Raw genomic sequence first — 20,462 nt, 5'->3', positions numbered from 1 at the left:
GTGATCAATTCTGTCCTACGGCCGCGGGATCGGTGAATCGCACCTCGAAGATCTTGGGCCAGAATTTGCCGGTCACGAGGAATCTGTCGGTCCCGGGGATCTGGGCGATGCCGTTGAAGACGTCGGCTCCGTTTCGCTCGGTGGCCGACATCGAATCCCACATCGGCTTGCCGTCGACGACGGCGGTGACGCGGCCGGTGGTGGGGTCGATGCGCATGATGTCGAAGGTCTGCCAGACGTTGGCGTAGATCGAGCCGTCCTCGGCGCATTCGAGTTCGTTGAGCCGTTCCACCGGATTGCCGTCGAGTGTGACGTCGACGGTGTTCACGGCGTCGAAGGATGTGGGGTCACGGAAGGTCAGGGTGGACGTGCCGTCGCTCATGACCAGTCGGTCGTCCGGGGTTCCTTCACCCTGCGTGCACAGCCCCCATCCTTCGCCGTCGTAGTCCACTCGGCGCTGTTCGGCCAGGGTGTCTCGGTCGCGGGCAATGGCGACTCCGTCTTGCCAGGTGATCTGCCACAGGGTGTCGCCGTCGACGGTGATGCCCTCGCCGAACAGGTCGGACGGCAGATCGACCCGCCCCAGCTCGGTCATGTTCTCGAGCGACGTGCGGCGGACGAAGGAGGAGCCCTCCAGCCCGGTGCCCTCGTAGAGCACATCACCGTCGATCTCGAACCCCTGAGTGAAGGCGTCGTCGGCGCGATCGTAGGAACGCAGAACCTCGGCGCCCAGCGTGGGTACCGAGTCCGACGTGATGGGGGCCGAGTCGCCTGGACCCGACGTCGACGAGCAGGCGGTGACGGTCAACAGGGACGTCACGAGTGCAGCGAAGGTGCGAGCGCGGACGGTCATTGCATCCATGATGGCAGCCCGAACTGGGCGTCACCGAGTTGATGCGGCAAACTGAATGTGTGAGTGTCGTATCTTCTCCAGAGCTCGGATCCATCCGCCCCGTCTTGGCCGATGCCGTGGATCTCGCGCGGCAGGCTCTGCTCGAGCTGGGAGAGGGCGGTGTCGGCGAGTACCTCGGCGTGACCGTGGAGGACGACAGTGCTGCCACCCACCGCTTCGCCAGCGATCTGGACGGCTATCGCGGATGGCAGTGGGCCGTTGTCGTCGCTGCTCCCGACGACGCCGATCACGCCACCGTCAGCGAACTCGTGCTGCTACCCGGTCCCGATGCTCTCGTGGCACCGTCCTGGGTGCCCTGGGACGAGCGCATCCGACCCGGTGATCTCGGGCCGGGCGATCTGCTCTCTCCACGTCGAGACGACCCGCGGCTGGTGCCGGGATACGTCGCGTCCGGTGACCCCGCCATCGACGAGGTGGCCGGCGAGATCGGGCTCGGCCGCACTCAGGTCACCAGCCTCGAGGGACGGCTCGATGCCGCCGAACGATGGCACGACGGCGACTTCGGCCCGGACAGCGAGATGGCCAAGGCCGCGCCGTCCACGTGTGGACTCTGCGGTTTCTACCTACCCCTCGCGGGATCGCTCTCCGCAGCGTTCGGAGTGTGTGGCAACGAGTTCGCCGCCGACGGTCATGTGGTGCACGTCGAATACGGTTGCGGCGCGCACTCCGATACCGAGCTGCCCACCGGAGCGGGCTCGCCGCAGTTCGAGCCGTACGACGACGCAGCACTCGACGTCACTCCGTCGCCGACCGGTGCCGCACAGTCGAACGAGCCTACCGCGAACGACGCTGTTGCAGAAGATGATTCGGAAGCGATCGTCTCGTCGGCCGAGACGGTAGCGGTGGCGGAGTCCAAGGCACCCCAGCCCGACGCGGCAGCACCTGAATCGGCAGACTCCGCACCGGCAGAGCCCGAGGTGGTCGAGACCGGGAACGATGAAGCTGACGCAGCGCCTTCCATTGATGCAGCCCCTTCCACTGGCGACGCCTCTTCTACTGACGACGCGTCTCCCGCAGTCGATGCCGATGCCGGTGTCGATCTCGTCGCCGATTCCAGTGTCGACGATGTTGTGCAGCAGGAGGATTCGGCATCGCCGAGCTGATCGATCCTTTCGGTACCGGGTCGCTTCGCGAGTCGATTCTCGCGTCCTGGGGTTCCTCGCCCACGCGGCTGCGGGAAGATTCGGCATCCGAGGCAGATCTGGTGCGCGGGGGATACCGCGATCGTTTGTTGACCGAGTTGGCACAGAACGCGGCTGATGCTGCGCAGCGAGCCGGCGTCCCGGGTCGGCTCTCGGTGTGGACCGACGAGGCGGGTGCACTGCATGTCGCCAACACCGGTGCCGCACTGGACGTGTCGGGTGTGCACGCTCTCACCGCGCTGCGGGCGTCGGCGAAAGCTGCGGCCGATCCGGGTGTCGGACAGTTCGGGGTCGGCTTCACCGCGGTGCGATCGGCGTCCGACGAGATCGAGGTCCGCTCGCGCGGTGGCGGGGTGATCTTCAGTGCCGAGCGCACTCTGAGCGCGTTGCGCGAGCGGGACATGACAGTGCCGGAGTCGGGTGTGCCGGTGCTTCGGTTGGCGTGGCCTACTTCCACACCTCCCGCTGCCGGGTTCGATACCGAGATCGTGTTGACGCCGCGACCCGATGTGCAAGCGGAATCCTTTGCCGGGGGGTTCCTCGACGAGGCCGTCGAATTGTTGCTCGAGCTCGACGCGTTGGATTCCATCGAGATCGATGGCGTCGTCGTCGACTGTGTGAGAACGGAACTCGACGATGCACGCGTCGAGATCGCCATCGGTTCGCGAACGTGGCTGCAGTACACCACCTCGGCTGCGCGGTGGATCGTTCCGATGGTCGACGGTCTACCCGTTCCCGCAGCGCCGGATGTGTTGCGGGCCCCGACGCGGTCGGACGAGCTGTTGTCGTTGCCCGCGTTGGTCGTTGCCGATGTACCCATGCAGCCGGATCGTCGACGGGTGTTGCCCGGCGTCTCTGTCGCCGAGGTGGCCCACGGTTATCCCGATTTCGTGGCGTCGTTGCCTGCGTCCGCGCGAGTGTCGTTCGTACCCGAGGTCGGGTTCGCGCGCAGTGCGATCGACGGTGCGCTACGTGAGCTGATCTTCCGCCGATTGTCCACCGCACCATGGCTTCCCGCTGCCGACGGACCCGATCTCGTACCAGAACGTGCGCATGTTCTTGCCGATGCCACCGAGGAACTCGCCGCGGTGTTGCTCGATGTGGTCCCGAATCTGGTGGACGCCGCTCTGTCGGGCGCGCGGCACGCGTCGGCGTTGTCGGCGGTGGGAGTGCACCGCATCGGGTTGGCGCGGTTGGCCGAGATGCTCGGCGGGCAGGCCCGTGAGCCGGCCTGGTGGCGGCGGCTGTACGACGCGTTGACTCCGCTCGTCGTCGACGGGTTGGCAGCGGAAGAACTTGCTGCGCTGCCGGTTCCGCTTGCGGACGGTCGTACGGTCACCGGTCCACGGACTACCGTCGTCGGGTCGGACGCGTCGGCCGAGGTCACGTGGGTACGCCTGGTGCATCCGGATGCGGTGAGTCCGTTGTTGATTCGGCTGGGTGCGCGGGAGGCCACTGCGGCCGAGCTGTTGTCGGATCCCGCCCTCGAAGCGGCCCTCGACGATCTCGATTGGGACGGCGACGAGGTGGATAGCCTGGTGTCGGCAGTGCTGGCGCTGGCGGGGGAGGCGGGAGAGCTTCCGGGGTGGCTCGGGAGTCTGCCACTCGAAGACGACGAGGGCGAATTGCGCAGTGCGGACGAACTGTTGCTGCCCGGTGCACCGTTGGCGAGGCTGTTGGTTCGGGATTCGCCGTTCGGTGTTCTGTCGGCGGCCTCGGTGGCCAGGTTCGGTGAGCGGGCCCTGCGCGCGGTGGGCGTCGGCTGGGGGTTCTCGGTGGTGCGCGACGAGTGTCCGACGGGGCCGGATCACGACCTGGACGACGAGCCCGCCTGGTGGTCGAGTCTGGCCACGGAGCCGGAAACCCTTGTTGCGGTTCGTGATCTCGACCTGGTCCGGTCGGATGCCTGGGCCGAAGCTCTGACGATTCTGCTCGACGAACCGAGTACCCGTGCAGCCATGACCGACCGGGACGGCTACACGGCATGGTGGCTGCGACGTCATGCGCTGATCGACAACCGCTCGCCGACCACGTTCCGGGCGCCGTCGGACGAGACGTTCGCCGGTCTGCTCGATCCGTTCGATCATCCGCGCGCCGACGAACTGCACGCGGTGCTCGCCGCGTCGACGTGTGAGAGCGTCGAGAGCGCGCGGGTGTTGTTGCGTGCACTCGAGGACCCGCAGCGACATCCGACGGCGGCGGTGATCGCGCGCACGCACACGCTGATCGCCAGTGCCGTCCTGGATCGACGCATCGACGTGGCGGATCTCGATCCACCGGATCGCGTGCGCACTCTCGGCGGCACCGTGGCCGATGCGTCGGACGGGTTGGTCGTCGATGCGCCATGGCTGGCACCGGTCGTGCCACCGGAGGTGGCGGTGCTCTCGGACATGACCACGGCAGCCGCGTTGGCCGATGTCCTCGACATCAGGCGGGCGTCGGAGGCCATCACCGGCGAGGTTCGCGGAGTCGGACGCGTCAGTTCGTGGGATCGAGAGCCCGGGGCCGTGCTGGCCTGTGCGGTGCTGGGTCTACCGCTGCCGACAGGTTCGGTGGTGGTGCACCGCGAACTCGTGGTGCGGTTGTCGGGGGCTGTCAGCGGTGACCGTGCTGTGCCGTGGTGGGTGACCGCGGACGGAACAGTGCATTGTGTGGAAAGTTGGGAGCGACCTCGTGGGGCCTGACCATGCCGTGTTGGAGTGGATGGTCGAGCATCGAGTCGGCTGGGTCACGACGATGTTCTGGATCATCACCACGGTGGGGAACACCTTCATGATGTTCGTGTTGTCCGCGGGGGTGTGGGGCGCGTTGCTGACGTCCAAGAGGACTGTCGACGCGTGGATGGTCGCGGGTTCGATGCTCACCGGGTGGGGGCTGATGAATGCGCTGAAGTTCGCGTTCGCGCGGGAACGTCCACCGATTCCTGAACGCCTGGTGGAGATTTCGAGCCATTCGTTTCCGTCCGGCCACGCGACGATGTCGATGTTGCTTGCCACGGTGGCGATCGCGGTGATGCTGCGATCGTCCACTCCGTGGCTGCATCGGCCGGTGCTACTGACGTTGCCTGTGGTCGCGGCCCTGCTGATCGGATTCTCTCGGATCTATCTGGGTGCGCACTGGACGACGGACGTGCTGGCCGGCTGGGTGTTCGGTGCCCTGTGGGGGCTGGGTTGGATCTACGCCGAAAAAGCGATCAGCGCGAGAAATCCGAGCGCTGCGCGATAACGAGGAGCTCGTCACGCATGGCCGGGCTGGAGACAGCGTTGGCGCGTGCGTAGAGGGCGCGGAGCGAGCGGACGTGGTTGCGGCGGTTGCGGTACTGAGCGACGAACTTCATGGCCTGTGCTTTCGTGGATCAAAGGTTATCGAAACTGACATAACCTATGCTCCACGTTAACTCTGTGTTACTCAACCGGCTGAGGGGTTAGTTTGCCCACGTCAGAACGGTTTTCGTGATCGGGCTAACGTGATCCTGATCTCAATCGAGGCCGCGTTGGGCGGTTCTGCTGCCGCGTCGTGACGCGGCTCTCTGCGCCAGGAACAGAGCGAACCCGACAGCGCCGACCGCGATGCCGGACCAACACGTCGCCACCGCGTCGTCGCTGCGGTCGCCGGTGGCGGTGAACACGACCAGCGCAACGATCCAACCGAGGATGCCGATCGTCAACACCGGCACCGGATCGGTGAGGCGGGGCGGGATCTGCGGGACGTCGGCCACGAATTCACGCTACGCCACCATATTTCGCCAACCCTCGCGGTGTGCTTTATCTTTCACTCATGCCTATGTCGTCGCGATTACTCGACAACTACTTCAAGATCACCGAGCGCGGCTCGACTGTGGGTTCCGAGGTTCGCGGCGGTGTCGTCACTTTCGTGGCGATGGCCTACATCGTCGTGCTCAACCCGCTGATCCTCGGTAGTTTCTCCGCCGACGACGCAGCTGCCAAGACCGACGTGCTCGGCAACATCCTGCCCGTCGCCCAGGTTGCCGCCGTGACGGCACTGGTCGCCGGCTTCATGAGCATCGCGTTCGGCATCATCGCCAACTACCCCTTCGGTATCGCGGCCGGCCTCGGCATCAACACTCTCCTGGCCGTCACCATCGCTCCTCAGGTCAGTTGGCCCGAGGCCATGGGCCTGGTCGTCATCGACGGCATCATCATCGTTCTGTTGGCCGTCACCGGCTTCCGGACGGCGGTGTTCAACGCGATTCCGCCCGAACTGAAGGCTGCGATCGCCGCAGGCATCGGTGCCTTCATCGCGTTCATCGGCTTGGTCGATTCCGGCTTCGTACGCCGGATCCCCGACGCCGCAGACACGACGGTTCCCGTCGGCCTCGGCATCGACGGGTCCATCGCGTCGTGGCCGACGGTGATCTTCGTGTTCGGGTTGTTGCTGATGGGTGTGCTCGTGGTGCGCAAGGTCCGCGGCGGTCTGCTGATCGGCATCGTGGTCACGACGGTGTTGGCGGCCATCATCGAGGCGGTCACCGACGTGGGGCCGTCGAACGGCGTCGACCCCAAGGGCTGGAACCTGTCCGTGCCGCAGCTGCCCAGCGTTCTCGTACAGTCGCCGGACCTGTCGCTGGTGGGCAACGTCGACCTGTTCGGTGCGTTCACCCGCATCGGTGTGCTGGCCGCGAGTCTGTTGGTGTTCACGCTCGTCCTCGCGAACTTCTTCGACGCGATGGGAACGATGACGGGTCTGGGTAAAGAAGCGAATCTCGACAAGGACGGCACGCTGCCCAACATCGGCAAGGCGTTGGTCGTCGAAGGTGCCGGAGCCATTGCGGGCGGCGGCGCGTCCGCATCGTCGAACACGGTGTTCGTCGAGTCGGCCTCGGGAATCGCGGAAGGCGCACGCACCGGACTGGCCAACGTCGTCACCGGCCTGCTGTTCCTGCTGGCGATGTTCTTCACCCCGCTCACGGCTGTCGTGCCCATCGAGGCGGCTGCTCCGGCGCTGGTGGTGGTGGGTGCCCTGATGATCGGTCAGGTTCTCCACATCGACTTCAAGCGCTTCGATTACGCGCTGCCGGCCTTCCTCACCATCCTGGTGATGCCGTTCACTTACTCCATCGCGAACGGTATCGGCGTCGGTTTCATCACGTGGGTCGTGCTCGCCGTCGGTTCGGGCCGAGCGAAGACGGTACATCCCCTGTTATGGGTCGTCGCGTTGCTGTTCGTGGCGTTTTTCGCAGTCGGTCCCATCACGGATGCGGTTACCTGATGCTGGGTCGGTACCAGGGCGTATTCTCTGCGCTGTGACGTCGGGAAACAGTGTGAAAGACAATCGGGAATTGGCAAGCGACCTGTCGCTTGCGGTGGTGAGGTTGACTCGCCACCTTCGAGGTAGGCGAGTGGACTCGCAAGTGTCGCTCACTCAGCTGTCGGCTCTGGCCACGCTGAGTAGGGAGGGCGACATGACGCCTGGCGCGTTGGCGGCTCGGGAGCGGGTTCAACCCCCGTCGATGACGCGGGTGATCGCGTCGTTGGCCGAGCTGGGTCTGGTGGAGCGCACGCCGCATCCCACCGATGGCCGTCAGGTGATCGTGTCGTTGTCGGCGGCCGGCAAGGAACTGATCGCGGACGAGGCGAGTGCTCGCGAGGCGTGGATGACCGCACAGCTGGCAGGCCTCGGACCCGAGCAGCTCGCGACGCTGCGAGATGCGGTGAGCATCATCAGCGCATTGGTCAGCGACTCCGAGTAGTTACCTAGGTTTATTATTTGACCTGTGGCTCCAGTTTCACGTACGTCCGGCGCGACGATGTTCGCTGCTCTGAAGACTCGCAACTACCGATTGTGGGCGTCGGGGCAGATCGTCTCGCTGGTCGGAACGTGGATGCAGCGGGTGGCCCAGGACTGGCTCGTGCTGACGCTCTCCGGCGGCAACGGCTTTGCCGTCGGAATCGTCATGGCCCTGCAATTCGGGCCGACGCTGTTTCTGTCGGTGTGGGGCGGAGTACTCGCAGACCGGTACGACAAGCGCAAACTCCTCATGATCACCCAGGTGTTCGCCGCAGTCTGCGGTCTGGTGCTGGGTGTGCTCGATGTCGGCAACATGGTCGAGCTCTGGCACGTCTATGTCATCGCCTTCATCCTCGGCTGCTCGTCTGCCATCGACGCGCCGGTGCGGCAATCGTTCACCATCGAGATGGTGGGCAAGGAAACTCTGTCCAACGCGATCGCGTTGAACTCGATGACGTTCAACATGGCGCGGATCGTCGGGCCTGCGGTGTCGGGAGTGCTCATCACCCTCGTCGGTACCGGCTGGGTGTTCCTGATCAACGCGGTGTCGTTCGCCGCGGTGTTCGGTGCCCTCTTGGCGATGAACGTCGGTCAACTCTTCCGTGTCGAACCGGCACCGCGCGCCAAAGGGCAGGTACGGGAGGGCTTTCGCTACGTCTGGGGGCGGGGAGACCTACGAGTGTTGCTGGCGACGGTGTTCATGGTCTCGACGTTCGGTCTCAATTTTCCGCTGAGTCTGTCGGTGCTGGCGCGCAACACGTTCGGCAGCGGAGCCGACGCATACGGGTTGCTGTCGACCACCCTCGCGGTCGGCACGCTCGCGGGAGCGACCCTGGCGGCCCGGCGCGCCACCGCCCCTCGATTGCGGCTCTTCATCGGTGCGGTCATCGCGTTCGGTCTGTTCGAGTTACTCGTGGGATTGATGCCCAATTACGTTCTCGTGGCAGTGCTGTTGGTGCCCACCGGCGCATTGACGCTGACGTTCACGACGTCGGCGATGAACATTCTGCAGATGTCGGTGCCGTCCGACATGCGCGGCCGCGTGATGGGCATCTACATGCTGTGCTTCCTGGGCGGAACTCCGCTGGGCAGCCCGGTGCTCGGCTGGCTCGCCGACGCCCTCGATCCACGCGCACCGCTGTTGTTCGGCGGTGTCATCTCATTGGCGACGGGACTCTTCGCTGCCGTGTATCTGCTGCGGCACAACAACTTGCGGATCACCGTGGTACCGCCCGCCGACGGTCACCGGCTGCCCACCCTCGACACGGTGGCCGCAGCCGCCAAGGTCTGACGCTCCTCAGATCCACCCGTGGCGTCGGGCCAGTGCGCAGGCCTCGTGCCGGTTCGCCGCCCCGAGTTTCGCGGCCGCCGCAGACAGATAGTTGCGGGTGGTCCCGGGTGACAGATGCGCGCGCTGCGCGATCTCCGCGATCGATGCGCCGTCGGCGGCGAACTCGAGCACATCGGCTTCCCGCGGTGTGAGCGGTGAGTCCCCGGCCCCGATGGCTTCCGCGGCGAGCGTCGGGTCGACGTACCGCCCGCCGCCGTGCACGGTGCGCACCACCTCGGCCAGGGTGGCGGCCGAGGTGGTCTTGGGGAGGAACCCGCGCACGCCGGCCTCGAGCGCCTTCTTCAGGTAGCCCGGCCGACCGTGGCTGGTGACGATGATCGACGCGCAGGTGGGCAGTGTCTCGGCAATTTTCTGCGCCGTCTCGATGCCGTCGATCCCGCCCATCTGCAGGTCCAGCACTGCCACATCGGGTGCCAGGGCCGCGGCAACCGTCAGGGCCTTCTCGCCCGAATCGGCCTGTCCGACGATCTCGATGTCGTCCTCCAGATCGAGCATGGTCGCCAGCGCAGATCGAATGAGGTTCTCGTCGTCGGCCAGTAGAACTCGAATCATGGTGTGGTCCTCGGGTTCTGGGGCGATGTGGGCAACACTGCGATGAGGGTGAATTTCTCGGTTGTCTGCTCCGTGCGCAGTTCCCCTCCGACCGCGACCAAGCGTTCCCGTAGGCCGCTCAGACCCGTGCCGTCGTTGCGGCCGTTCGGCGCACCGGGGTGGTCGTTGGTCAGTCGAATACTGCTGTCGGTCAGTTCGATTCGGCAATAGGTGGCCGCGGAGTGACGCAGTATGTTCGTCACGCCTTCACGAACCACCCAGGCGGCCGCCTCGGCCCCCCGCTCGGACAGTGCCGAGGTCTCACCGGTGAGCTCGGTGGATATCCCGGCCGCCGACAGGAGCGAGCGGGCACCGTCGAGTTCGCCTGCGACATCCACCGATCGATAGCCGCGCACCAGCTTTCGGGCGTCGGTCATCGATTCCTGCGCCAACGCGCGCACCTCGTCCATCTGCGTCGCGGCGCGGTCGTCACCCCTGCGGGCCAGCGTCGCGGCAAGTTCGCTCTTGACCGCGATGGCCGAGAGTGCGCGCCCGACGACGTCGTGCAGATCGCGCGAGAACCTCAGGCGCTCCTCTGCGACGGAGAGAGCTGCGGCTGCGTCGCGGGTGGCGTCGAGTTCGGTCACGATGCGCAGCAGCCACGCCGACAGTTGCACGGTGAAGGCCATGAAAGCGATGAAGACGCCGAGTATTACCGTTTCCAGCGCCGGGGTTCCCACGGCCGCGGCAATCGCGGCGGCGGCCACGGCTGCCGCGAGAGACCAGCGCAATCGAATCAGGGTCGCGACCGCGGTGGTCACGAGTACGGCGGCCCAGAGCGCGTTGCTCGTCGTCCCTCCGGCAACCAGCACCACAGCGGCGACGGACATGATCGCCAACGGGATTCGAGGGTTGGCCGTCGACTCGCCGCCGAGTGCCGGGGTGCGCTGAACGACCACGAAAGCGGCGGCGGCACACACCGCTGCCGCCACCGTCGATCGATAGTCGTCGTACTGAAGCGTCGTCAGCATCGCGCCGACAGCGACACCGACGGTGATCAGCAGGAACGATTGGCGGGTGTAGACGCGTACCTTCTCCACTGCACTGCTGTCGTTCCAGCCGTGCAGTGGATTGAGGTACTCGTACAGCTTCATGATCTCCAGCCTTGCAGACGGACGACGACAGTGTGATCAGGACCGCGGTTCCCAGCGGAAGTGGGTGCGGGCGATCAGCAGGCTGCCGAGAATCCAGGCCAGCATCACCGCCACCGGCATGGCGGCCTCGCCGAAGGTGGCGGCGAACCCGACCGACGCGTCGCCGGGGGTGGTGGTACCGAACCAGCCCAGATTCAACAGGTCCGACACCGCGGCCATGGGAGTCAGCTCGACGACTCGGCTCAGTGAATCCGGGAGAACGTCGCGCAGCATGGCCGAGCCGGCCATGGCGATCAGAATGACCGGCAGACTGGTGATCTGCGCTGCTTCCGCATTACGGGTGAAGGCAGACGTGATCAACGCCAGTGCGGCGAACAGTGCCGCGCCGCCGAGGAGGGCAACAGCGACGAGCAGGACGTTGGTGGGAATGGGCCCACCGAAGGCCAGCACTACAGCTCCGACGATCAAGCCCAGTACGACGGTGAGGACGAACGAGGGGACCGCCGGCCCCAGCAGAATCTGAATGTCCGAGCTTTCGCCGGTGCGAAGTCGCTTGAGTACCAACTCGTCTCGACGTGTGGCGTAGATCGAGAGCATGTTGTAGTAGACCATGAACACCAGCAGGAACAGCGCGAAGAACTCGAGTGCCGCTCCCACGCCCACGTCGGTCAATCCGTCGTCGCCCCGACTGCTGATGATCAGCATGACCACCGGTAGCACGAGAGGTATGACGGTCGCGTTGAACAGTAGTACTCGGTTGCGTCCGAGCAGTGTGAATTCTGCTCGCGACAGGGCGGTCATTGTGCTCATGCGCTCATCACCTCGGTCTTGTCATCGGCTGGTTCGTCGATAGGGGAATTGTCGAATTCGTCTGCGATGGAGAGGAACACGGTTTCGAGCGATGCCGCGCGGGCGTCCAGTCCGTGCAGGGTCACCCCGTTGTTCCGAGCCCACAGCAGCAGATCGGTCAACGTCTCCTGAACCGAGGACGTCTGGATCGAGACCGTCTCTCCCGAGACGTCCATGGATGTGCCCGGCAGCGACGGCAGTGCCGTTCCAGGGGCCTTCAGTTCGATCTTCGCCGGATGGTCGGCGACCACCTCGTCCACCGTGCCGCTCCGAACGACTCTGCCGCGGTGCATGATCGCGAGTCGATCGCACAGTGACTCGGCCTCGTCGAGGTAGTGCGTCGTCAACATGATCGTGACGCCGGAGTTCTTCAGTTCCTGGATCAACCGCCATGTGTTGCGGCGACTTTCGGGATCGAGACCGGTGGTCGGCTCGTCCAGGAACAAGACGCGCGGACGGCTGATGATCGCGCATGCCAGGTCCAGCCTGCGCTGCTCGCCGCCGGACAGGAATTTGACCCGCGTATCGGCACGGTCGGCCAGGTCCACGCGACCGAGTACCTCCGCCACCGGCAGTGGATGGCTGCAGGTGCCCGCCCACATCCGAAGACTCTCGGCGGTGGTCAGATCCTGAGGCAGTCCGCCCTTCTGCAGCATGATTCCCAGAGCAGGCCGAACCTTGCGGCGATCGGCCACCGGATCCATACCCATGATCCGCACCGTGCCCTTGCTGGGTCGCGAAAGGCCCTGAATCACTTCGAGAGTGGATGTCTTGCCCGCACCGTTGGTGCCCAGTAGGCCGAACAGCTCACCCTCCGCGACATGGAGATCGAGAGCCTGGACGGCCTCGTACGCGTTCTTGCCCGATCCGTAGCGGCGAGTCATCCCGTCGACGTCGATGATGGTCATGATTGCGTCCCCCAATGGCGCAGTCCGATGACGAACCGGACACCCATGAAGGCGACGATGACGCCCAGTGCGACGAACGCCGGAAGGGACGGGCCGACAATCGCGAACAGCACGGCGATGATCGCGATGCTGATGACGATGACGACGATCTCACGCGCCAACGTCGGAGCCGGCCCGAGCTCCATCAGATCGGTGAACAGATTTCCTTCGTCTGGTTGCTTCATGACTACGATCCTGCTGCGCGTCGAGCACCGAAAACAGTGCAGCGCATCATGACCTGAGGTGACACCGTCACGGTCCAGCCATGACAAACGTCATGCGCGCGTGTCTCCACCCGATCTCCACCCGTGGGTCGATGTGCCCCCACCGCGATCTTCGTAGCGTTGCTGCCATGAACATTGCAACGATTGCTCTCGTAGTCCTTCTGGTCGGATACCTGCTGGTGCGGCGCATGACCGGCCAGCTCATGGAAGCTCGGCGCATGCTGGTGCTTCCGGCGATCCTCGCCGTCGCCGGACTGGCGTCACTGAATTCGACGGCGCTCTCGGCCACGGCGATCGGGTTCTTGCTCCTCGGCTGTGTCGTCGGAGCCGTGTTCGGGGTGGTCCGCGGCTACACCGTCCGGATCGCCGAGCGGGACGGAGCGGCATGGATGCGTTACTCGTTGGCGTCGGTCGGCCTATGGGTGGCCGCGATCGCGGTGCGCCTCCTCCTCGTGCCGGTGGAGAATGTCGTGGATCCGGCAGCAGCGTCGGTCGCCGGGCAGGCCACCATGTTGGCCGTGGGGGTCGGATTCCTCGCCGAGTCGGTCGTGGTGCTCTACCGAGCCATGCATTCCGAGGCCACCATCGTGTGGCGAGCCGACAAGTCCGGCAACCACACGTTGTCGCCTACGCTGGCCGACATGCACAGTCGGGTTCGCGAAGGACGGGCGAAGATTCGGTGACGTCGGCACCCACGCCGGACGTACGGTTACCCGCACTCGACAGCTTCCGGCTGTCGAGTCGGCCGTATGTCACGGCCGTCGTCGTCGTGGCGGCGTTCGCGACGTCGGATCTGCACGATCCGCTCGTGCTCACGCTGCTCGTCGTCAACAGTCTCGTACTGGCGGCCTCGACGGTGTCGCGACGGTCGACCGGTCTCCGGCTCTCGCTCGCCGGGGCCGGCATCGCACTGGTCGCCTCCGCCGCGATTCTTCCTCTGGGCGGAACCGGGGTCGCAGCAGCGTTTCCGTTCCTGTTCGCCGGACATGCCGGGTGGCGGTTCAAGCCGTCGATTGCGTTTCCGTATGCGGTGTCGCTCAGCGTGGCGTGCGCGTGCGCGCTGTGGATCGCCGATCACCATGGTGTCGACGGGTGGCCATGGGCCGCCGGTCTTTTCGCCGGGTGGCCGGTACTGATCGGGTATTCACGACGCAGTCGTCTGGACGCACTGCGCAATGCCCGGCGCGCCACCGACGCCGAATTGCGCGAGCATGCCCTGGCCGAGCGGGCCCGTATCGCACGCGACATCCACGACGTTCTCGCGCATTCGCTGTCCGGGGTCAATATGCAGCTCGAAGTCGCCGACGCGTTGCTCGACGCCGGTCGCGCCGACGAGGCCAGAGCCGCGGTGAGCAAGGCGCAGAGCCTCGCTCGCGAGGGCCTCACCGAAACCCGCAGGGCCGTGCAGACTTTGCGTCAGGACGTGCTGCCCCTGGTGCCGACGATGGCCGCTCTGGTGGACGCGGACGGGAACTTCCGGGTCGAGGGCGAGGCTGTCGATCTCGATACGCCGCAGTCGCAGTTCCTGGTTCGGTGCGCGCAGGAGGCGCTGACCAATGCCCGTTCTCATGCTCCCGGAGCGGCAGTCGACGTAGTGCTTCGCTTCGCGGCAGAACAGGTGGAGCTCTCCGTGACCAACGGCCCGGCCCAGTCGCCGCCGAAACCGGTCGACAGTACCGGAATGGGGTTGGTCGGCATGCGCGAGCGCGCCGCACTGGTCGGCGGATCGATCGCGGCGGGTCCGGACGGGCGGGGTTGGACTGTCCGTGCCACAGTTGCTGTGCCGCAACCACACTGAAGACGACACGAAGGTGAGGGTATGAGCATTCGGATAGTGATCGCCGACGATCAGGCGTCGGTGCGCGAGGCGCTGGCGACGATGCTCGATCTGATCGACGACATCACCGTCGTCTCGACCGCGACGGACGGCGATGGCGCGGTCGCCGCAGTGCAGGCCGCGATGAGTACCGAATGCCTCGATGTCGTGCTGATGGACCTGCGGATGCCGGGCACCGACGGGATAGAGGCGACCCGAATACTGAAGGGGCTCTTCCCCGATCTACCCGTGGTGGTGTTGACGACCTTCTCCGACGAACGCTCGATACTCGATGCACTCGGTGCGGGCGCACGCGGATATCTCACCAAGGACGCCGGAAGGGTCGAGATAGCGGCGGCATTGCGGGCGGCGGCAGCCGGGCAGTCCGTACTGAACGCGGAGGTACAGGCTCGGCTGCTCGGAGCCGTCGAGCACTCCCGTCCGCCCGAGATCCCAGCTGGTTTGACCCCGCGTGAGGTCGAGGTCCTACGCGCGATCGCGGCCGGTCTGTCGAACCGCGAGATCGCTCAGCAGATGTTCGTCAGCGAGGCAACGGTCAAGACACATATCAACCATCTGTTCGCCAAAGCCCGACTGCGAGATCGAGCGCAGGCCGTGCACTTCGCCTTCACGCACGGGGCTGGCGGGATAGTCGCGTCAGAAACCCCAACCCATGACGGCGGGACGCGCTGTTCCGAACGTCAGATCGAGTGCGTGCAGTGATTCTTCGTTGCGGGCGGTGAGGCGATTGGCCGCGGCGAACAATCGGGCTCGGTGGGTACCGAAGTAGATGCTGGCGAGTACGTCGATGTCGAGTTCGATGTCCGGCTCGGATTCCACCCGTGTGCAGGTGGCTCTGCCGTCCGTGACGGTCAGCGAATAGGTACCGCCTGCGTCGAGGAAGGGGTCGCGGACGGCGATGATCAGTGATGTGTCGAGGGCATAGGTACGCGCCTCGAGGGCAGCCTCGACATGCATGATCCGGGCCCACAGAGCGTCGTGGTGAGCCGTGACCTTCGGCAGCCGGTTGTTGGTCAGCAGGAACGGCAATGCCTCGTCCCGTGCCTGCCGTACCTCGATGGTGTCGACCAGGTCCACGCCGACGAGGATCTGCCACAGCGCGGCGTAGGCGTCGTCGGTCACCGCGATGAATTCCTCCACCACGACCCGGCTCGGGTTGCGTCCGCGTCGGTAAGCGACGTAGCCGTCGGGATGTACGACGAAGAACAGTGCGGTCAGTCCGCCGCGTCGGTTCTCGCGATCGGCGAAGAAGCGCTCCCAGCGGATCGGCGGCTTGGGCTGCGCGCCTGCGGTCTGCTGCTGCCACCGGTGGTAGATGTCCGGGAGCAGTTCGGTGGCCTCGGCCGATTCGATCAGCCGCACACCCGTCGCCGGGGGAGCGTCCTTGCGGAACTGAGCGAACCGACGGTCGATCGAGACGCTGATCTCCTCGGTCACCGGCCCGTACCCGAAGCGTCCGTAGATCGTCGCCTCGCTGGCCGTCAGCAGAGACAGCGGCGCACCCGCGTCGTTCAGAGCGCGGTGCTGCTGGGTGAACATCGATCGCAGAATGCCGCGTCGGCGATGTGTCGGCGCGACGGACACCCAGGACACTCCCGATGCCTCGACCTGAGCTCCGCCGGGAACGGTCACCGACATCGGGAAGTGCATGGCCACACCGACCGGGGTCTCGCCGTCCCACGCCAGGTAGACGTGCTCGGACTTCGTCAGGATCTGCGTCTCGGCCAGGTCCTCGGCGTTCTGGTGCTCGCCGAACGCATGGGCGTCGAGCAGCGCGACGGCATCCCAGTCGTCGTCGGTGGCGGTACGGATGGTGATCGATTCGTCGGTAGTCATCGCTCACAACTTTTCCATACCGGGGTGGTGGTTCGCCGAGGGACTGCCAGAAATGCCGGGTGAGAAGATGAGCAGGTGGTGCATGTAATCGACATCGACGATCCCCTCGACCCGCGGCTCGACGACTTCCGCGACCTCAATTCCTCGGACAGGCGCCCCGATCTACCCGAGGGCAAAGGGTTGGTGATCGCGGAGGGCGTGCTCGTCGCGCAGCGCCTGCTGAGCTCGCGTTTTCCGATGATCAGCCTGCTGGGTGTGGATCGACGGCTCGACGCGTTGCGCGAGGACCTCGCCGATTCGGACGTTCCGTTCTATCGGACGTCGGCCGAGGTGATGGCCGAGGTCGTCGGCTTCCACCTCAACCGTGGTGTGTTGGCGGCGGCGAACAGGCCGCCGGCCCTCGATCTGGACGAGGTGCTGGCGGGCGCGAGCACGGTCGCGATTCTGGAAGGCGTCAACGATCACGAGAATCTCGGGTCGATGTTCCGCAATGCGGCCGGTCTCGGGGTGGACGCGGTGTTGTTCGGGGCCGCCTGCGCCGATCCCCTGTACCGACGGTCTGTCCGGGTGTCGATGGGGCATGTGCTCCGAGTGCCGTTCGCGAAGGTGCCCGAGTGGCCTCGTGGCCTCGATCGGGTGCGGCGGCACGGTTTTCAGCTGATCTCGCTGACGCCGAACCCGGAGGCGGTGTCTCTGGCGACGGCGATGACGGGGGAGAAGGTCGCGTTGCTGCTCGGTGCCGAGGGGCCGGGTCTGACCGAACACGCCATGCGCGCCACCGACATTCGCGCTCGTATTCCGATGGCGCCCGGTACCGATTCACTCAATGTCGCGACGGCCGCGGCGATGGGCTTCTACGAACGGGTGCGTCTGACGTGAAGGATCCGGACGTTCGCTGGACCGGTGTCCCGGTTGCCGTGATCGCGGCGATCCTCGTCGCGGTGGCACTGACGGCGTTCGGCCTGGAACTGGCCAGAGTTCATCCGCTGCTCGCGATCGGCCTCAACCTCGTCGTCGTGGCAGGCGCAGCCCCGACGGTAATGCGGTGGTTCGGCGTTCCGGTATGGCGTTGGGCCGTGTACGGAGCGAGCGCGGGGGCGGTACTGAGCTTCGTTGCGCTGGCGGCTCTGGCGTTCTGAGCCGGCCCGGGCAGGGTTGCGCACTACCGGCGACGATCGGCGGAATCCCGTCGATTGCCGGTCGTTGTGGGCAACGGTGCCCACCCGAGCCACTATTTGCGGGAGAACCAGCGCTTCTTCGGTCGCGGTGCGGGCTCGGCCGATTCCGCTGCGGGTGCATTCTGGACCGGAACGTTCTGGGGCTGCGGCTCTTGGCCCGGTACGTACATGGTGAAACCGCAGACAGGCAGCGCATTCGGGTCGAGCTCGCCGGGCTTCGGGGCACCGGTGTAGCGGAAGCCGAGCCATTCGGCGTTGGCGGCTTCGGCGAATTCCTGGGGGTGGAACGGCAGTGACTGCGGATCCGGCATCACTCCGGGCGGATAGATCAGCGGGTGGTCACCGGCCCAGAACGGACGCTCCCACACCAGAGGCAGCCCCACGTCCTCGTAGATGTAGACGGGGGTGGCGCTGAACGAGCGTCGGAACTCACCGCGCTCCCAGTAGGCGAACGCACCCCAGGCATGCTCGGGGTCCGAGGCGACGAGGTAGGTGTGCTCGGAGGCCAGTGGGCGGGTGACGGATTCGGGAAGGGTCGACGGCGTGGGCACCGACAAGTTGGATCCGCAGACGACGGTGACGCCGGGGTAGCACCCGATGAACACGTGATCGTCGTCCACACCCGCCGAAGTCGAGATGGGTCCCTGCTCGAGGGGGACGGCCGTGAGATGGGGGTAGAGCCGTCCGACGAGCGCACTGGCGGCGTTCCAGTCGGAGGTGGTGGCTTCTCGCAGTACCGATATGGGATCCGGTGCGTCCACGTACCAGATCGTTGATGCTTTGGCCCCCACTACCGGCACCTCTCTCTCCGTGACTTCCATCGAAGCCTACGGTGTGGGTGTCGGCACTCCGACATCGCGCGGCACATCGGTCACACGAAGAACTCAGTTGTGACCGCTGCTGCGCACACCGAGCAGGACGTCTTCCCACGATGGCATGGCCGGCTTGCCACGCTTGTCCTTGCCGCTGGTGTGACCGGCGGCAGGCTTGGGTGCGGGCCTGGGCTCCCTGGCCGCCGGTTCGCGTGGCTGCTCGGGCTCGGGAGTCGGCGCATCGTCCACCTCGACGTCGATGGTCTCGGCGTCGATCTCGCTGTCGGCGGTGGTGCCGTAGTACTCGTCGAAACTCTGCTGCGAGGTCTCGTCGTCGGAGTCCTCGGCGGAGGCAAGTGCACGTACCGGGGCCAGGCCGCGGAGTTGACGTCCGAAGTCCGGGTCGATCAGTTCGCGTGCGGTGTCGTCGAGCGGAGCGATGGTGCCGCCGTGACCGTCGGGCAAGAACTGCCAGTGCGCTTTGTTGGTGGTGCGCCCTGCCTGCCACTTCAGCTGGGCGACCCACTTGTTGTCCTCGTCGCGCCAGGCGTCCCACGCCGCGTCGTCGAGGTTGTGTCCGCGCGCGCGGAAGGCGAGGGTGACGATGTCGAGCAGGGTCTGCACAGCCGGGCCGTCGTGCCGCAGCGGATGTCCGGCCTGGGCCATGGACGCTGCCTGCGAACGCTCGAGCAGTACGGGGTGCGCGAACACCTCGACTCGGCTGATGGCCATTCCGGAATCTGCGGCGACCTGTTCGATGGTCGCGCCGCTGCGGATACGGGCCTGGATTTCCTTCGGCCGGAGCAAGCTGTCCATTTCGATCTCAATCTGTCCTAGTCGAGCGATGTCTCCGCGTGAGGCTGCGCGGAGTTTGTCGTCGGCTGGAAGCCGGAATCTGTCGCCGGTTTTGGGATCTGCGCACACGACGAACTTTCCGTCGGCCTCGAGACCCACCACACGTAAGTCTCGCACCTTGACCTCCTCATCGCGCCGGCTCGCGATACCGTCGAATTCGAGCCTAGTTCACCTACCGTATTCGGCGGGTGTCCGACACGCCTCGCGGCGGTGGCGTCGGTTTCTTTCTCAGAGAGTAGACAGCTGCGCGCTCGGTTGCACCCGATCGGCCGAAGTCGAGTCGATTCGATTGCGCGACAACGGCATTGAATCTCGACGAAGAAAGAATACGCCGAGTCCGAGCCCGATGGTCAGCGCCAGGGCGTGGCCGGCAGCGGTGAACGAGGGATCGGTGATGGCTCCGACGGCGACAACGGCGATCCACAATGCGCCCCACACTGCGCGCCACGGCATCGTCAGGTATCGAATCAAGGAGCCCGCCACCGCAGCTGCGGCATAACTGACCCCGACGTCGACGGCTACGGCCAACGAGTCGGCAAACCAGTCGACGTGGATGCCGACGAACAACCCGACAGCCACCAGTGCCGTCGCGCCGATGTGCCCGGCGGAGAACGTGAGCAGAAACCGGCGCCACCCCGAGACCCACTCGGCGACGGCGAACAGGATGGCGACCGAGGCGAGCCACCACCAATCGGGCCGGCCTTCGGTGAGGAAGGCGCTGGTGACGAGCGTGGCGAGATGACCGTCGGTGAGATTGTGCAGGTTGGTGCTCGCGGCGTGCAGCACATGCCAACGATCGTGCGGCCCGATCTGCCCGAGAGTGACGGTTCCTGCGGCTGTGAGCAGGCAGAACACGAGCGTCACCCGCAGTCGTAGAACGACGGACAGGAGCCTGGACATACGAACGCTCCCTCCGAGGTCGTTACGCTTGCGTAATTGATAGCAAGTGTAGGCCTCGGAGGGAGCGCTGTAGCTGTGAGTTGGCTGCCGACTAGCTGTTCTTCTCGGGGACGTTGTGGACGGTCAGTCGCTCGATGGGTGACTTGCCGCCGATGCCTGTGTGGGGTCGGTGGTGATTGTAGTGA

23 protein-coding genes are annotated in these 20,462 nt (G+C 65.7%); 11 read left to right on the top strand and 12 right to left on the bottom strand.

What is annotated here, in order from left to right:
* Window positions 1-4 precede the first annotated feature (4 nt).
* The gene (locus AB0O58_RS24645) at window positions 5-862 is read right to left on the bottom strand and encodes a glutaminyl-peptide cyclotransferase (RefSeq protein WP_094650612.1); all 858 of its coding nucleotides are present in this window, start codon (window positions 860-862) and stop codon (window positions 5-7) included.
* 50 nt (window positions 863-912) lie between these two features.
* On the opposite strand from AB0O58_RS24645, the gene AB0O58_RS24640 reads away from it, so the two are divergent.
* The 3 genes from AB0O58_RS24640 to AB0O58_RS24630 are packed head-to-tail and all read left to right on the top strand — an operon-like array spanning window position 913 to window position 5,280.
* Window positions 913-2,016: a DUF3027 domain-containing protein gene (locus AB0O58_RS24640; RefSeq protein ID WP_230593034.1), complete on the top strand. Its 1,104-nt coding sequence runs from the start codon at window positions 913-915 to the stop codon at window positions 2,014-2,016.
* Complete coding sequence (locus AB0O58_RS24635; protein ID WP_283550811.1) at window positions 2,013-4,739, top strand: ATP-binding protein; 2,727 nt, start codon at window positions 2,013-2,015, stop codon at window positions 4,737-4,739. The genes AB0O58_RS24640 and AB0O58_RS24635 overlap by 4 nt, the downstream gene beginning before the upstream one ends.
* Complete coding sequence (locus AB0O58_RS24630) at window positions 4,729-5,280, top strand: phosphatase PAP2 family protein (RefSeq protein WP_027495902.1); 552 nt, start codon at window positions 4,729-4,731, stop codon at window positions 5,278-5,280. The genes AB0O58_RS24635 and AB0O58_RS24630 overlap by 11 nt, the downstream gene beginning before the upstream one ends.
* Here AB0O58_RS24630 and AB0O58_RS24625 read toward each other — a convergent pair.
* Together AB0O58_RS24625 and AB0O58_RS24620 are read right to left on the bottom strand one after the other, a co-directional pair.
* A complete protein-coding gene (locus tag AB0O58_RS24625; protein WP_167327272.1) occupies window positions 5,249-5,392 on the bottom strand; it encodes a hypothetical protein in 144 nt (47 codons plus the stop codon). The two genes, AB0O58_RS24630 and AB0O58_RS24625, sit on opposite strands and share 32 nt — an antisense overlap.
* 141 nt (window positions 5,393-5,533) lie before the next feature.
* The gene (locus AB0O58_RS24620) at window positions 5,534-5,773 is read right to left on the bottom strand and encodes a DUF2530 domain-containing protein (RefSeq protein ID WP_027495903.1); all 240 of its coding nucleotides are present in this window, start codon (window positions 5,771-5,773) and stop codon (window positions 5,534-5,536) included.
* 59 nt (window positions 5,774-5,832) lie between these two features.
* Between AB0O58_RS24620 and AB0O58_RS24615 the strand changes: the two genes are divergently transcribed.
* Genes AB0O58_RS24615 through AB0O58_RS24605 form a run of 3 tightly spaced genes read left to right on the top strand, consistent with a single transcriptional unit; the run spans window position 5,833 to window position 9,094 of the window.
* Window positions 5,833-7,284 (top strand): NCS2 family permease, encoded by a 1,452-nt coding sequence (locus AB0O58_RS24615; protein ID WP_366238928.1) that lies wholly within the window; start codon window positions 5,833-5,835, stop codon window positions 7,282-7,284.
* Between the two features lie 52 nt (window positions 7,285-7,336).
* A complete protein-coding gene (locus AB0O58_RS24610) occupies window positions 7,337-7,765 on the top strand; it encodes a MarR family transcriptional regulator (protein WP_027495905.1) in 429 nt (142 codons plus the stop codon).
* A gap of 57 nt (window positions 7,766-7,822) precedes the next feature.
* The gene (locus AB0O58_RS24605) at window positions 7,823-9,094 is read left to right on the top strand and encodes an MFS transporter (protein ID WP_032365881.1); all 1,272 of its coding nucleotides are present in this window, start codon (window positions 7,823-7,825) and stop codon (window positions 9,092-9,094) included.
* A gap of 6 nt (window positions 9,095-9,100) precedes the next feature.
* Here the strand turns inward: AB0O58_RS24605 and AB0O58_RS24600 are convergent, their stop codons facing one another.
* The 5 genes from AB0O58_RS24600 to AB0O58_RS24580 are packed head-to-tail and all read right to left on the bottom strand — an operon-like array spanning window position 9,101 to window position 12,820.
* On the bottom strand, window positions 9,101-9,706 hold the full coding sequence (locus tag AB0O58_RS24600; protein ID WP_027495906.1) for a response regulator transcription factor: 606 nt from the start codon (window positions 9,704-9,706) through the stop codon (window positions 9,101-9,103).
* Window positions 9,703-10,839, bottom strand: a complete 1,137-nt coding sequence (locus tag AB0O58_RS24595) for a histidine kinase (RefSeq protein ID WP_045842048.1) — start codon at window positions 10,837-10,839, stop codon at window positions 9,703-9,705. The genes AB0O58_RS24600 and AB0O58_RS24595 overlap by 4 nt, the downstream gene beginning before the upstream one ends.
* A 36-nt stretch (window positions 10,840-10,875) precedes the next feature.
* A complete protein-coding gene (locus AB0O58_RS24590) occupies window positions 10,876-11,649 on the bottom strand; it encodes an ABC transporter permease (RefSeq protein WP_032372958.1) in 774 nt (257 codons plus the stop codon).
* Window positions 11,646-12,596, bottom strand: a complete 951-nt coding sequence (locus tag AB0O58_RS24585; RefSeq protein ID WP_032372957.1) for an ABC transporter ATP-binding protein — start codon at window positions 12,594-12,596, stop codon at window positions 11,646-11,648. Before AB0O58_RS24585 ends, AB0O58_RS24590 begins: the two co-directional genes overlap by 4 nt.
* On the bottom strand, window positions 12,593-12,820 hold the full coding sequence (locus AB0O58_RS24580) for a hypothetical protein (protein WP_206498738.1): 228 nt from the start codon (window positions 12,818-12,820) through the stop codon (window positions 12,593-12,595). Before AB0O58_RS24580 ends, AB0O58_RS24585 begins: the two co-directional genes overlap by 4 nt.
* Window positions 12,821-12,987: 167 nt before the next feature.
* On the opposite strand from AB0O58_RS24580, the gene AB0O58_RS24575 reads away from it, so the two are divergent.
* From AB0O58_RS24575 to AB0O58_RS24565, 3 genes are read left to right on the top strand one after another with little or no spacing between them, the layout of a single operon-like run.
* Window positions 12,988-13,542 carry a CcdC protein domain-containing protein gene (locus AB0O58_RS24575; RefSeq protein ID WP_027495911.1) on the top strand — a complete coding sequence of 185 codons (555 nt, stop codon included), beginning with the start codon at window positions 12,988-12,990 and terminating at the stop codon, window positions 13,540-13,542.
* Window positions 13,539-14,657, top strand: a complete 1,119-nt coding sequence (locus tag AB0O58_RS24570; RefSeq protein ID WP_206498739.1) for a histidine kinase — start codon at window positions 13,539-13,541, stop codon at window positions 14,655-14,657. The genes AB0O58_RS24575 and AB0O58_RS24570 overlap by 4 nt, the downstream gene beginning before the upstream one ends.
* Before the next feature lie 21 nt (window positions 14,658-14,678).
* Window positions 14,679-15,398: a response regulator transcription factor gene (locus AB0O58_RS24565; protein WP_366238927.1), complete on the top strand. Its 720-nt coding sequence runs from the start codon at window positions 14,679-14,681 to the stop codon at window positions 15,396-15,398.
* On the opposite strand, the gene AB0O58_RS24560 is transcribed toward AB0O58_RS24565, so the two are convergent.
* Window positions 15,333-16,532, bottom strand: coding sequence for a GNAT family N-acetyltransferase (locus AB0O58_RS24560; protein WP_032365886.1), 1,200 nt, complete (start codon window positions 16,530-16,532; stop codon window positions 15,333-15,335). The two genes, AB0O58_RS24565 and AB0O58_RS24560, sit on opposite strands and share 66 nt — an antisense overlap.
* 75 nt (window positions 16,533-16,607) lie before the next feature.
* Between AB0O58_RS24560 and AB0O58_RS24555 the strand changes: the two genes are divergently transcribed.
* Complete coding sequence (locus AB0O58_RS24555) at window positions 16,608-17,411, top strand: RNA methyltransferase (RefSeq protein WP_032372954.1); 804 nt, start codon at window positions 16,608-16,610, stop codon at window positions 17,409-17,411.
* A complete protein-coding gene (locus AB0O58_RS24550; protein ID WP_206498741.1) occupies window positions 17,408-17,671 on the top strand; it encodes a DUF2537 domain-containing protein in 264 nt (87 codons plus the stop codon). Before AB0O58_RS24555 ends, AB0O58_RS24550 begins: the two co-directional genes overlap by 4 nt.
* Window positions 17,672-17,763: 92 nt before the next feature.
* On the opposite strand, the gene AB0O58_RS24545 is transcribed toward AB0O58_RS24550, so the two are convergent.
* The 3 genes from AB0O58_RS24545 to AB0O58_RS24535 all read right to left on the bottom strand — a co-directional run bounded on the left by AB0O58_RS24545 (window position 17,764) and on the right by AB0O58_RS24535 (window position 20,277).
* Complete coding sequence (locus tag AB0O58_RS24545; protein ID WP_206498742.1) at window positions 17,764-18,531, bottom strand: hypothetical protein; 768 nt, start codon at window positions 18,529-18,531, stop codon at window positions 17,764-17,766.
* Between the two features lie 63 nt (window positions 18,532-18,594).
* Window positions 18,595-19,494, bottom strand: coding sequence for a septation protein SepH (sepH, locus tag AB0O58_RS24540; protein WP_032399886.1), 900 nt, complete (start codon window positions 19,492-19,494; stop codon window positions 18,595-18,597).
* Window positions 19,495-19,605: 111 nt separating this feature from the next.
* Window positions 19,606-20,277 (bottom strand): rhomboid-like protein, encoded by a 672-nt coding sequence (locus AB0O58_RS24535; RefSeq protein ID WP_283550802.1) that lies wholly within the window; start codon window positions 20,275-20,277, stop codon window positions 19,606-19,608.
* Between the last annotated feature and the right edge of the window lie 185 nt (window positions 20,278-20,462).

Source organism: Rhodococcus sp. NPDC080181, assembly GCF_040702225.1.
Classification (GTDB): domain Bacteria; phylum Actinomycetota; class Actinomycetes; order Mycobacteriales; family Mycobacteriaceae; genus Rhodococcoides; species Rhodococcoides fascians.
Note: the sequence above shows the minus strand (reverse complement) of the source record. Positions and strands in the feature narration are given on the sequence as shown.